The sequence below is a fragment of the Microbaculum mangrovi genome (assembly GCF_051390635.1).
Classification (GTDB): domain Bacteria; phylum Pseudomonadota; class Alphaproteobacteria; order Rhizobiales; family Tepidamorphaceae; genus Microbaculum.
This window is the reverse complement of the sequence record NZ_JBPODT010000004.1, coordinates 488,205-500,392: the sequence shown is the minus strand read 5'-3', so window position 1 is coordinate 500,392 and position 12,188 is coordinate 488,205. Positions and strand designations below refer to the sequence as shown.

Annotated in this window: 15 protein-coding genes; 9 read left to right on the top strand and 6 right to left on the bottom strand. The window is 65.8% G+C overall.

Translation table 11 applies throughout. The features are described 5' to 3' along the window. Positions 1–3: 3 nt before the first annotated feature. From ACSF9G_RS19120 to hemE, 4 genes are all read right to left on the bottom strand, one after another. A complete protein-coding gene (locus tag ACSF9G_RS19120) occupies positions 4–300 on the bottom strand; it encodes a hypothetical protein (protein WP_436643725.1) in 297 nt (98 codons plus the stop codon). Positions 301–691: 391 nt separating this feature from the next. Beyond that, positions 692–1,957, bottom strand: coding sequence for a transcription termination factor Rho (gene rho, locus ACSF9G_RS19115; RefSeq protein WP_436643724.1), 1,266 nt, complete (start codon positions 1,955–1,957; stop codon positions 692–694). A 210-nt stretch (positions 1,958–2,167) separates the two neighbouring features. After that, positions 2,168–2,692 carry a protoporphyrinogen oxidase HemJ gene (gene hemJ, locus ACSF9G_RS19110; RefSeq protein ID WP_436643723.1) on the bottom strand — a complete coding sequence of 175 codons (525 nt, stop codon included), beginning with the start codon at positions 2,690–2,692 and terminating at the stop codon, positions 2,168–2,170. Next, positions 2,689–3,660, bottom strand: a complete 972-nt coding sequence (gene hemE, locus ACSF9G_RS19105; protein WP_436644036.1) for a uroporphyrinogen decarboxylase — start codon at positions 3,658–3,660, stop codon at positions 2,689–2,691. The genes hemJ and hemE overlap by 4 nt, the downstream gene beginning before the upstream one ends. Positions 3,661–4,094: 434 nt before the next feature. Between hemE and ACSF9G_RS19100 the strand changes: the two genes are divergently transcribed. The 5 genes from ACSF9G_RS19100 to dnaQ all read left to right on the top strand — a co-directional run bounded on the left by ACSF9G_RS19100 (position 4,095) and on the right by dnaQ (position 7,774). After that, positions 4,095–4,925, top strand: coding sequence for a pyruvate, water dikinase regulatory protein (locus tag ACSF9G_RS19100; protein WP_436643722.1), 831 nt, complete (start codon positions 4,095–4,097; stop codon positions 4,923–4,925). Further along, on the top strand, positions 4,915–5,544 hold the full coding sequence (locus ACSF9G_RS19095; RefSeq protein ID WP_436643721.1) for a Maf family protein: 630 nt from the start codon (positions 4,915–4,917) through the stop codon (positions 5,542–5,544). Before ACSF9G_RS19100 ends, ACSF9G_RS19095 begins: the two co-directional genes overlap by 11 nt. Then, entirely contained in the window at positions 5,541–6,380 is an 840-nt protein-coding gene (locus ACSF9G_RS19090) for a shikimate dehydrogenase (protein WP_436643720.1), read from the top strand. The genes ACSF9G_RS19095 and ACSF9G_RS19090 overlap by 4 nt, the downstream gene beginning before the upstream one ends. Continuing rightward, positions 6,380–6,997, top strand: coding sequence for a dephospho-CoA kinase (gene coaE / locus ACSF9G_RS19085; RefSeq protein ID WP_436643719.1), 618 nt, complete (start codon positions 6,380–6,382; stop codon positions 6,995–6,997). Before ACSF9G_RS19090 ends, coaE begins: the two co-directional genes overlap by 1 nt. 78 nt (positions 6,998–7,075) lie before the next feature. Then, positions 7,076–7,774, top strand: a complete 699-nt coding sequence (dnaQ, locus tag ACSF9G_RS19080; protein WP_436643718.1) for a DNA polymerase III subunit epsilon — start codon at positions 7,076–7,078, stop codon at positions 7,772–7,774. Between the two features lie 49 nt (positions 7,775–7,823). On the opposite strand, the gene secB is transcribed toward dnaQ, so the two are convergent. Both secB and ACSF9G_RS19070 read right to left on the bottom strand, forming a co-directional pair. After that, on the bottom strand, positions 7,824–8,333 hold the full coding sequence (gene secB, locus ACSF9G_RS19075; RefSeq protein WP_436643717.1) for a protein-export chaperone SecB: 510 nt from the start codon (positions 8,331–8,333) through the stop codon (positions 7,824–7,826). Between the two features lie 184 nt (positions 8,334–8,517). Further along, a complete protein-coding gene (locus ACSF9G_RS19070) occupies positions 8,518–9,159 on the bottom strand; it encodes an FxsA family protein (protein ID WP_436643716.1) in 642 nt (213 codons plus the stop codon). A gap of 147 nt (positions 9,160–9,306) precedes the next feature. On the opposite strand from ACSF9G_RS19070, the gene ACSF9G_RS19065 reads away from it, so the two are divergent. The 4 genes from ACSF9G_RS19065 to ACSF9G_RS19050 are packed head-to-tail and all read left to right on the top strand — an operon-like array spanning position 9,307 to position 12,187. Next, the gene (locus ACSF9G_RS19065) at positions 9,307–10,011 is read left to right on the top strand and encodes a Tim44/TimA family putative adaptor protein (protein ID WP_436643715.1); all 705 of its coding nucleotides are present in this window, start codon (positions 9,307–9,309) and stop codon (positions 10,009–10,011) included. Beyond that, positions 9,989–11,206: a murein transglycosylase A gene (gene mltA / locus ACSF9G_RS19060; protein ID WP_436643714.1), complete on the top strand. Its 1,218-nt coding sequence runs from the start codon at positions 9,989–9,991 to the stop codon at positions 11,204–11,206. The genes ACSF9G_RS19065 and mltA overlap by 23 nt, the downstream gene beginning before the upstream one ends. Before the next feature lie 10 nt (positions 11,207–11,216). Beyond that, the gene (locus ACSF9G_RS19055) at positions 11,217–11,822 is read left to right on the top strand and encodes a Smr/MutS family protein (RefSeq protein WP_436643713.1); all 606 of its coding nucleotides are present in this window, start codon (positions 11,217–11,219) and stop codon (positions 11,820–11,822) included. Then, positions 11,819–12,187, top strand: a complete 369-nt coding sequence (locus ACSF9G_RS19050; protein WP_436643712.1) for a helix-turn-helix domain-containing protein — start codon at positions 11,819–11,821, stop codon at positions 12,185–12,187. The genes ACSF9G_RS19055 and ACSF9G_RS19050 overlap by 4 nt, the downstream gene beginning before the upstream one ends. The last annotated feature ends 1 nt before the right edge of the window (position 12,188 follow it).

The window sequence follows — 12,188 nt, the reverse complement described above, 5'->3', positions numbered from 1 at the left end:
GCGCTACTTTTTCTTCGCCTTGTACTTAACCGTAACCCCCGAGAGGATCACGTTTCCGCAGGAATCGGCAGCGTCGGTGTTATACCTCACCATTTCCAGCCCAAACATATCGCCGGGCTTCCTATCGCTCAGGATCCCATCCGACTCAAGAATGAACGCCTTGCGAACGCCAACCCACGGAAGCGCCCGGCTTACAAACGGCCCGCCGCGCGGGCGTAGGAATGTCGGATCGCCGTTGTAGCCGCCCGCCTCGAATTTCAGGGTGCAAGCTGCAGGCGCTGTGACGAAGACAAAGAACACCTTGATCTTGCTGCGATGCCGGCGGCACCGACATCGTCCAGAAGCGCGCCGCCCGCCTCGTATTCCACGTTACCGAGCATGACGGTGCTGCTGACGGGAACCGAAAAGGACACCCTCTTGGCGGACGCAGGCGAACTGGAAATCATCATCGCAGCCACCGCCATTACAAGGAAGAAAAGTCCTGCCGGCGCCGAAACGCCTTTCCCCCCGAAAAACATCCGGGTTCTCCCATCTAAATCCATTGCTACCGGGAAACCTAAACGATTAACAAATATTCCGCGAAGTCACTTCGGCCAAACGACACCGCCCGCATCATCGATCGGCCGCTCAAACGAAAAGGCCGGGCCCCGCGGGGCCCGGCCTCCATGTCTCACGGTAAGCAATCCGGTGTTCAGGTGTTCATCGAATCGAAGAACTCGTCATTGCCCTTCGTCTGCCGGAGCTTGTCGAGCAGGAACTCGATGGCGTCCACCGTCCCCATCGGATTGAGGATGCGGCGCAGAACGTACATCTTCTTGAGCTTGTCGGGCGAGACCAGTAGTTCTTCCTTGCGCGTGCCAGACCGCGTGATGTCCATGGACGGGAATACGCGTTTGTCGGCGACCTTGCGGTCGAGGATGATTTCCGAATTGCCGGTGCCCTTGAACTCTTCGAAGATCACTTCGTCCATGCGGCTGCCGGTATCGATCAGCGCCGTCGCGATGATCGTCAGCGAGCCGCCTTCCTCGATATTGCGCGCCGCGCCGAAGAAACGCTTCGGCCGCTGCAGCGCATTGGCGTCGACACCACCGGTCAGAACCTTGCCCGAGGACGGCACGACGGTGTTGTAGGCACGACCCAGGCGCGTGATCGAATCGAGCAGGATGACGACGTCGCGACCGTGCTCCACAAGACGCTTGGCCTTCTCGATCACCATTTCCGCGACCTGGACATGGCGCGCGGCCGGCTCGTCGAAGGTCGAGGAGATCACCTCCCCCTTCACCGACCGCTGCATGTCGGTCACTTCTTCCGGGCGCTCGTCGATCAGGAGGACGATCAGATAGCACTCGGGGTGATTGGTCGTGATCGAATGGGCGATGTTCTGCAGCAGAACCGTCTTGCCGGTCCGCGGCGGCGCCACGATCAGGCCGCGCTGGCCCTTGCCGAGCGGAGCGACCAGATCGATGACCCGGGCCGACATGTCCTTCCCCGTCGGAACTTCAACCTCCATGTTGAAGCGATCTTCCGGGTAAAGCGGCGTCAGGTTGTCGAAATTGATCTTATGGCGTGCCTTCTCAGGATCCTCGAAATTGATCGTGTTGACCTTGAGCAGCGCGAAGTACCGTTCGCCCTCCTTGGGGCTGCGGATCATGCCTTCCACCGTATCGCCGGTGCGCAGGCTGAACCGTCGGATCTGGCTCGGGCTGACATAGATGTCGTCCGGTCCCGGCAGATAGTTCGCGTCGGGCGAACGCAGGAAGCCGAATCCGTCCTGCAGCACCTCGACGACGCCTTCGCCGACGATTTCGACGTCCTGCGCCGCGAGCTGCTTGAGAATCGCGAACATCAGCTCCTGCTTCCGCAGGCCGCTGGCGTTTTCGACTTCCAGGCTTTCGGCAAAGGCGAGCAGCTCCGGAGGCGACTTCGCCTTGAGCTCCTGAAGCTTCATTTCCCGCATCGGCGGTAAACTCCTGTGGCGGTATACGCCTGAGTGGTTCGGGGGGCGTGGACCGGCGAAAAGAATCGGGTCCATCGTTTTTGTGGAGGTTCACGAGGCTGGGACTTGCACCCGAGACGGGCGGATCGGTGTCCTACGCTCGATTAGGTGAGTCGGGCGATTATATATACCGCCTCACAAGACGCCACAAGTATTCCACGTCAGTTTCGATCAGAACGGCTTCACGATCACGAGAATGACGATGATGACCATCAATAGCGTCGGCACCTCGTTCATGATCCGATAGAATCGCGCCGTATGGCTGTTGCGATCCTCCGCGAAGGCGCGGACATAGCCCGAAAACATGCCGTGCACGGCCGAAAGCGCGATCACCAGCGCGAACTTCGCGTGGAACCAGCCGGACGTCCACCAGCCCCCGTCCCAGGCGAGCCACAATCCCAGCGCCCAGGTCACCACCATGGCCGGGTTTATGATGAACCGCAGAAGCCTGCGCTCCATCACCTTGAACGTCTCGGACTGCGCCGAACCCGGCTCCGCGTCGCAATGGTAGACGAACAGCCGCGGCAGATAGAGCATGCCCGCCATCCACGAGATCACCGCGATCAGGTGAAACGCCTTCAGCCACAGATACAGCGCCGACGGCTGCCAGACCGCCAGACCGCCGAACAGGACCGCCGCGACGCCGACACCACCGACGGCCCTCAGGACAAGCCCGCGGCGCGGCCCCTCGCTCACCCCGTGCCCTTCCGAACGCGATCCAGCATCGATTCGACGTGGGCTATCGGCGTCTCCGGCAGGATCCCGTGGCCCAGGTTGAAGATCAGCCGCCCCGCCGACAGCGTTTCCAGGATCCGGTCGACGCTTTCGTCCAGCGCCTTGCCGCCGGACAGCAACGCCAGCGGATCGACATTGCCCTGCACCGCCGTCACCGGCTGCAGGGTGTCACGCGCGAACGCCACCGGCATGGTCCAGTCGAGACCGATCGCGTCGATCCCCGTGCCCTCGACATAGGCCCTGGCGCGCACCCCGGCCCCGCGCGGGAAACCGATCACCCGCGTCCCCGGAATCTCGGCGCGCACCGTGTCGATGATCCGCCGCGTCGGCTCGATCGCCCAGCGCCGAAAACCGTCCTCGTCGAGCACGCCCGCCCAGGTATCGAAGATCTGGATCGCGTCGGCGCCGGCCCTGAGCTGACGGATCAGATAGTCGGCCGACGCCTCGACCAGAATATCGATCAGCTGCTGGAACAGCTCCGGCTCGCCATAGGCCATCATCCGCGCCGGCCGCTGATCCGGCGTACCCTGACCGGCGATCATGTAGGTTGCGACCGTCCACGGCGCCCCGCAGAAGCCCAGCAGCGTCACTTCGTCGGGCAGGCCCGCCCGTACCCGCTCCACGGTCTCGAACACCGGTGAGAGATGGCTGGCGATCCTCTCCGGCGTCAGCGCCGCGATATCCGCGCCTCCCGATAGCGGCGCGAGCCTGGGCCCTTCGCCCTGCTCGAACCGTACCGGCTGTCCGAGCGCGTCCGGCACGACCAGGATGTCGGAGAACAGGATCGCCGCGTCGAACCCGAACCGCCGTATCGGCTGCAGCGTCACCTCGGTCGCGGCGTCCGGCGTGTAGCACAGGTCGAGGAAACTGGGATAGCGCGCCCGTACCTCTCGGTACTCGGGCAGATACCGTCCTGCCTGCCGCATCATCCAGACGGGCGGCACGTCGTATCGCTCGCCTGCCAGAACCTTCGCCACCCGACGATCAACAGGTAGACGGTCTTCTTTCAATAGAGTCAAAGAGAGAGGATTCCTTCGATTCTGATTCTTAGAGAGCCAACTAGCGGGATTAAAGTCTGTCCACAACACCGGTCCCAAAATGATCTGGCAAGCCGCATTTCGTCGCGGTTCGTGCCGTTAAGATTTCATTAATAAATTCAATGACTCGTCGGGTCGATCCGAAAACCGGCCCAGCATGTTTACCCATTATTAACGAAATCAACCGGGCATCCCGGATTCCGTACCTGGACGGAAGAACCTGTTGATGACCGAGCGGGTCAAACGCTAAGTCAGCCGATAGGATTCCCCACCGGGCCCGTGAGCCGGGGATAACGACCAGGTTCTCCACAGGTCTTAACAAGCCGATGCCGGATCGCATTCATAGCTACGTCCATCTGCACCTGGTCTCGGACGCGACCGGCGAGACGCTGATCGCGGTGGCGCGCGCGGCGGCCGCGCAATACGCCTCGGTGCGTGCGATCGAACACGTCTATCCGCTGGTGCGGTCGCAGAAGCAGCTCGAGCGCGTCATAGCCGACATCGAGGATGCGCCCGGTATCGTCCTCTATACGCTGATCGGGGCCGAGCTCAGCGAGCGGCTCGAAAAGAGCTGCAAGGAGATCGGCACGCCCTGCGTATCGGTGCTCGCGCCGGTGCTCGGCGTGTTCCGCTCCTATCTCGGCACCGAGTCGACGCCACGCGTCGGCGGTCAGCACGTTCTCAACACGGAATATTTCCGCCGCATCGACGCGCTGAACTACACGCTGCTGCACGACGATGGGCAGATGCCGGAGGATCTGAACGAAGCGGACGTCGTCCTCGTCGGCATTTCCCGCACGTCGAAAACCCCGACCAGCATCTATCTCGCCAACCGCGGCATAAAGACGGCCAACATCCCCGTGGTGCCCGGCATCCCCTTGCCGCCGCAGCTCGACGAGGTGACGAAGCCGTTGATCGTCGGGCTGATCGCCAGCCCCGAGCGTATCGTCCAGATCCGCCAGAACCGGCTGTTGTCGCTGAATGCCGACGACAACACCTCTTATGTCGACAAGTCGAGCGTGGCAGCCGAGATCGCCTTCACCCGAAAGCTCTGCGCCCGCCAGGGCTGGCCGCTGATCGACGTGACCCGCCGGTCCATCGAGGAAACGGCTGCGGCGATCCTCGCCCACTACAAGGAGCACGCCAATGACCCATGACCGTCCGCTTGCCCTGAAACCGGTGGTCCTGGCATCCGCCAGCCGCACCCGCCGCGGCCTGCTCGAAGCCGTCGGCCTGGAGGTCGAAGCCGTTCCGTCTGGTCTCGACGAGCGCGCGATGATCGACGCGGTCGTCCGGGACACCGAGGAGGATCTGCCGCCCGCCGACGTCGCCTCGGTCCTGGCCGCCGCCAAGGCCGATGCCGTAAGCGCTCATCGGCCTGGCGCCATCGTCATCGGCGCCGACCAGACGCTCGAGCTCGACGGCGAACTCTTCGTCAAGCCGGAGAGCATCGACCAGGCCCGCTCGAATCTCCTTCGCCTGCGCGGCAAGACCCATCTGCTGCACGCCGCCGTGGCGATCGTGCGCGACGGCCAGCAAGTGTGGTCCACGCTCGAAACCGCGGCGCTGACCATGCGCGACTTCACCCCGCAGTTCCTCGGCCGCTACACCGCCGCCGCCGGCGACGACATGCTGGACAGCGTCGGCTCGTACCGGGTCGAGGGTCTCGGTCTTCAGCTCTTCGAGCGCATCGACGGCGATCACGCGACCATCCTCGGCCTGCCCCTCCTGCCGGTTCTGGCTGAACTGAGAAAACTCGGCGTCGTCGAAAAATGAATGATATTCCAACGGCTTGCGTTATCGGCTGGCCGGCCAGGCACTCGCGATCGCCGCTTATCCACCGCCATTGGCTGACACGCTACGGCATCGCCGGCGACTACGTCATCGAGGAGATCGCGCCAGAGGATTTCGAGACCTTCCTGTCTGGGCTTTCCGCGCACGGCTATGTCGGCTGCAACGTCACGCTGCCGCACAAGGAAGCGGCCGCCCGTCTCGTCGCCGTGCGTGACGAGACCGCGGCGCGCCTCGGCGCGGTCAACACGGTCTGGTACCGGGACGGAGACCTCGTCGGCGCCAATACCGACGTCTACGGCTTTCTCGCCAATCTCGATGCCGGCGCGCCGCGATGGGACGCGGGCCTCGACCGCGCCGTGGTGCTCGGTGCCGGTGGTGCGGCGCGTGGCATCGTCCACGGTCTGCTGACGCGCGGTGTCGGCCGTATCGATGTTGTCAACCGCTCGCTCGACCGGGCCGCGGCCCTGGCCGGCGCCTTCGGCCCGGCGGCGATCGCCCACGGCTGGGACGCGATCGATACGGTGCTCGAGGGTGCGCGCCTGCTCGTCAACACGACGTCGCTCGGCATGCAGGGCAAGCCGCCGCTCGAGATCGATCTCGCACCGCTCGCACCCGATGCCATCGTCAACGATATCGTCTACGTGCCGCTCGAGACCAATCTCCTGAAAGCGGCGCGCGCGCGAAATCTGAACGCCGTCGACGGTCTCGGCATGCTGCTCCATCAGGCGGTGCCGGGCTTCGAGAAATGGTTCGGCGTGCGCCCGGAGGTGACCGCGGACCTGCGCGCCGTTCTCGTCAAAGATATCAAGGGGACCTGATGTTCATAATCGGCCTGACCGGATCGATCGGCATGGGCAAGTCGGCGACCGGGCGCATGTTCGCCGCCCGCGGTGCGCCGGTGCACGATGCCGATGCGGAGGTCCATCGCCTCTATGCGAACGAGGCCGTCGGTCCGATCGGCGACGTCTTCCCCGATGCGATCGTCGGCGGCAGGGTCGACCGCGATCGGCTGTCGAAGGTGGTGCTCGGCGACGAGCAGGCGATCAAACGGCTCGAGAAAATCGTTCATCCGCTGGTGCAGGCGCGCGAAACGGCTTTTCTCGACACGGCGTTCGCCGAAGGCCGTCGCTTCGCCGTCGCCGAGGTGCCGCTGTTGCTCGAGGTCGGCGGCGATGCGCGTGTCGACGCGGTGGTGCTCGCCTCCGCCCCCGCCGCGGTGCAGCGCGAACGCGTACTGAAGCGCGGCGGCATGAGCGCGGAGAAGTTCGAGAAGATCCTCGCCCGCCAGATGCCCGACGCTGAAAAGCGCCGGCGCGCCCATTTCGTCGTCGACACCAGCCGTGGCTTCGCCTTCGCGGAGAAACAGGTGGACGATATCATGCGGGCCCTTGCCGCCTCATCGGGCGCGGCCTATGCACGAAGACGCCGGGGCTGAGCCCGGACCCGGCATGAACAGTCCAGGGACATGCCGGGCGGCATGGTCCGGGACCTAAGGGGGAGGATCGGCGCGCCGATGCGCGAGATCGTGCTCGACACCGAGACCACCGGATTGAATCCGGCCGGCGGCGACCGGGTGGTGGAGATCGGCGGCGTCGAGCTGCTCAACCACATCCCGACGGGCCGGAACCTGCACCTCTACATAAATCCCGAGCGCGACATGCCCGCCGAGGCCTTCGCCGTGCACGGGCTGTCGATCGAGTTCCTGGCCAACTATCCCGTCTTCGCCGACATTGCCGACCAGTTCGTCGAGTTCGTCGCCGATTCGAAGCTCATTATCCACAACGCCTCGTTCGACATGGGCTTCCTCAACCACGAACTCGAGACGCTCGGGCGCGCGCCGATCCCCTATGCCCAGGCGGTCGACACGCTGATGCTGGCCCGCCGCCGCCATCCCGGCGGTCCGAACAATCTGGACGCCCTGTGCAGTCGCTACGGCATCGACAATTCACGCCGCGACAAGCACGGCGCCCTGCTCGACGCCGAACTGCTCGCCGAAGTCTATATCGAGCTGATCGGCGGCCGGCAGGCCGCGCTTTCCCTGGTCGAGACTGCATCCGGCTCGCGCGGCGGCGCCGATGAGACGCGTTCGGCCCGCCCTGTTCCGCTCGCCCCGCTGATCAGCGAAACGGAAAAGGCGGCTCACGCCGCCTTTATCGCCAAACTCGGTCCTGACGCCATTTGGCGTAAATACCGGACCCTTCCCGAGGAATAGCCCCGGGAAACGGTCGGCGCCCCGTTACTGCGCGGCGCCGGCCGGGATATCAGGCCTGTGCCGTCGGCTGCTGCGCCATGCGCTGCTGGTACAGCGAGGCAAAGTCGATGAGGCCGAGCATCACCGGCGGGAAACCGCCCGCGCCGATCGTGTCGGCGACGATCTGCCGCGCGAACGGGAACAGCAGGCGCGGGCACTCGATCATGACGAACGGCTGGAAATGCTCCTGCGGAATGTTGCGGACCCGGAACAGGCCGCAATAGACCAGCTCGAGCGCGAAGATCACGGTCGTCTCGTCGCCCGCGCGGGCTTCCAGCTTGAGCTCGACCTCGATCTGGTCTTCGCCGGCCGGATTGGCGTTGACCTGGATGTTGAAGTTGATCGGCGGCTGGCCGGTGCGCTGCTCTGTCATGGAGACCGGGGCGCGCGGGTTCTCGAAAGACAGGTCCTTGATGTACTGGGCGAGCACTTCGATGCTCGGGCCCGCCTGCTGGCCAGTCGCGGCCGCGCCGCCCTCGCTTCCGGCCGCGCCGCCGCCATTGGTGGTTTCATTGGTCATGGAATGTCGCTCCGGAGGTTGCGTTGATCCGTAAATCGGTTTCGAGGGGCGCTAAAGGACGTCGAGCCGGTCTTCGCAGTCTTGCGGGCTCGCTCGGGGGGCTCTTTAGCGTGTCGCGCCGCTGGCTAACACGTCACCCCGAGGCGGGGCAAGCGGCGCGGAACCGACACCGCTCCGCGCACCCTCACGGATTGCGCCATGGAGAACGCCCGCCGCTTCCCGAAGATCCGCCACCCGATGATCCGCCGGACCGGGTGTCGCCGGACCCCGTATCGCCCGGCTCGGCATCGCCCAGCCTGGCATCGCCCAGCCTGGCATCGCCTGACTTGGCATCGCCGGTCCCATCCGTGTCGATCTCTATCTCGTAGGCCTCGACATCGATGACGTCGTCCCGCCGTCCGTGTCGGCCGCCCGGTCCGCCGGCAGTCCCGCGCCGTGGTCCGGCGCCGCCCATCTCGACGACGGTGACCCGGCCGGCGAGCCAGCGCGCGATTGCCGAGACGATCGTGCGCCGCGCCGGCGGGATCAGCAACGTGAAGCCGATCGCATCGGTCAGGAAACCGGGCGTCAGCAGCAGCGCGCCGGCGACGAGGATCGCCAGGCCTTCGCTCATCGCGCCCGTCGGCAAGACGTTGCGGTCGATGTCGGCACGCGCCTTTGCGAGCGTTTCAAGCCCCTGCCGGCGGACCAGCCAGGCGCCGGCGATCGCGGTCAGGATCACGATCGCGATGGTGGCCAGCACGCCGATTTGCTCGCCGATGACGACGAACAGTGCGATTTCGGCGATCGGAATGCCCAGAAACAGGGCGAAGAGAACCAAACCCATCGTCTGTCGTTTTAACCCCGTTGGTGTTTTGCGGTCGATCCGGGCGCGATGCACTGGACCGCGCCCGATCAATCCTTACATAGTAGTCGTTGGCCAATCCTGCCTTCTTTCTTGGCGCACCGGGCAAATCCCGGTAAACGGGTGCTGATGAACGGCATATTCGATATCTACACGATCCTCTTCCTGGTCCTCGCCGTGGTGATTTTCCTGCGGCTGCGGAGCGTGCTCGGCCGGCGCACCGGCAATGAACGCCAGCCGTACGATCCTTTCTCGGCGCCGAAGGAAAGCGGGTCGGCCGCATCCGACAAGGTCGTCAACCTGCCGCCGCGTGCCGAATCGGGCACGTCGCGCGCGAACGCCGCCAACGACGATTTCGGCGATATCGCCCCGCGCGGCTCCGATCTCGCTCAGGGCCTGTCCGCGATCAGACAAACCGATCCCACCTTCGAGCCGAAAGGGTTCGTCGAGGGTGCGAGGATGGCCTACGAGATGATCGTCACCGCCTTTGCCGACGGCGATCGCAAGATGCTCAAGACCCTGCTGTCCCGGGAAGTCTACGACGGCTTCGTCGGCGCCATCGCCGATCGCGAGGGCCGAGGCGAGACCGCGACGTCGAATTTCGTCTCGATCGACAAGGCGGACATCACCGAGGCGCAGTTGCGCGGCCGCAACGCCCACGTCACCGTGCGGTTCGTCTCGCAGCTCATCACCGCCACCCGCGACAAGGACGGCGCGGTGATCCAGGGCGACCCCAACGCGGTCACCGAGGTGACGGACATCTGGACCTTCGCCCGGGACGTCGGATCGCGCGATCCGAACTGGAAGCTCGTTGCCACCGAGTCTGCCGACTGAGCTGATCGCCCGCTTCACCGCGCGTCCGCGCTGGCGACGCGAGCTTGCCATCGCGGCGGGCGCTGTCGCGCTCGCGGCCGCCGTGGCGCTCGTGTTCGCGCTGCCCGGCCGTGATCGGATGGTCGCCGGCCATCCCGCGGTCAAGGCCGGTCACCGCCTCGTTGCCGTCGGCTTCGACGACCTGCCGGGCTTCGCCGCCGACGATCCGTCGGAAGCTTTCGCGGCCTTCCTGCGCTCCTGCGGCCATGGCCGCGACGACAGCCCGCTCGCCGATGTCTGCCTCAAGGCGGAGGCGTTGTCGGACCCCGATACTGAAGCCGTTCACGCCTTCTTCGTCAGGAACTTCCGCCCCTACCGTGTCGAGCCGAAGGACGGCGAGGCGGTCTTCACCGCCTATTACGAGCCGGTCGTTCCCGGCTCGCGCGTAAGGACCGGACGCTTCGCCACGCCGCTCTATCCGCTACCGGACGGACTGGTGCCGGTCACCGACAAGGATCGTCCCGAAGGCTGGGACGAGACACTGACCTGGGGTCGCAAGACCGAAGGCGGTCTCGAGCCCTTCTATACCCGCGCCGAGATCGACGGCGGCGCGCTCGACGGCGCGGTGAAGCCGCTCGTCTATGTCGAGAACTCCGTCGAGGCCTTCTATATCCACATCCAGGGCTCGACCCGCATCGCGCTGCCCGACGGCGCGCTGATGCGGGTCGGCTTCGCAGGCAAGAACGGCCACCCCTATTCGTCGGTCGGAAAGGCGATGCAGGCCAAGGGCATCGTGCCGGACGGCGGCTTCTCGATGGACGCCATGCGCGCCTACTTCCGCGACAACCCGGAGATCACACCGGGTCTGCTGCAGGAAAACCGCTCCTACATCTTCTTCCGTGAGATCGCCGGCCTGGCCCCGGATCTCGGGCCGATCGGCGGCGAGGGCGTGCCCCTGACCGCCGGGCGGTCGATCGCCGTCGATACCGCCTATCATCGCTATGGTACCCCGATCTTCGTCGACGCCGAGCTGCAGACCGGCAAGGACCGCGCCCGCGAGCCGTTCCGCCGCCTGATGATCGCCCAGGACACCGGCTCGGCGATTAAGGGCCCCGCGCGGGCCGACCTGTTCTGGGGCACGGGCAGGCAAGCGGGCTCGATGGCCGGCGGCATCAAGGCCGACGGGAGTTTCTTCGTCCTCGTGCCGAAGCCGTGAGGCCGGATCGATGGCGTCGCGGAAATCCAGGGACCTGAACGCGGAAGACCGGGCGTTGTGGCGCAGCGTCACCGAAACCGTCAGGCCGCTGCACAAGAGCGTTAAGACCGGCAAGACCGACGCCGCCCCGCGCGACGAGCCCGGGACCGAACCCGCCGCACCGGCGAAGGCAGTCTCGCCGCCGTCGCGATCCCGCGCCCCCGTCGTCGCGAAACCATCGCCGCCCCCGCCGGTTCCTTCGCTCTCGCCGATCGACCGGAAGCTCACCCGCCGCATCGCCAGGGGATCGCGGTCCGTCGACGCCAAGATCGATCTGCACGGCCTCAACCAGCGCGAGGCCCACGCACGTCTCCTGTCCTTCCTGCAGACCGCGCGCGCCCGTGGCCACCGGCTGGTGCTGGTGGTGACCGGCAAGGGCAAGAGCGACGGCGCGGCGGAATGGTGGGAGGAGGGCACGCGCGGCGTGCTGCGCCGCTCGGTGCCCGAATGGCTGGCGACACCGCCGTTCCGGGCGATGGTGGTCGGATACGAACGGGCGCATGCGCGCAAGGGCGGCGACGGTGCGCTCTATGTGCAGCTGCGCCGCGTCGACAAGCCGGGCGCGGGCGAGCGATGACGCCGTTCGGAGCCAGACTGCGCGCGATGCGCAAGGCGCGCGGCGTCACCCTGTCGCAGATGGCCGCCGAACTCGGCGTCTCCGCGGCCTATCTCTCGGCCCTGGAGCACGGCAAGCGCGGCCGCCCGTCCTGGTATCTGGTCCAGGGCGTCATCGCCTATTTCAACGTGATCTGGGACGAGGCCGAGGAGCTCACGCGCCTCGCCGGGCTGTCGCATCCGCGCATTACCGTCGACACCTCGGGCCTCGCCCCGGAGGCGACCGAACTCGCCAACCGGATCGCGCGCGACATCGGCAAGCTCAGCCGCGAGGACGCCGCCGACCTGCTGCAGCGGCTGAAACGCGCGACCGGAGAGAAGGGCTAAG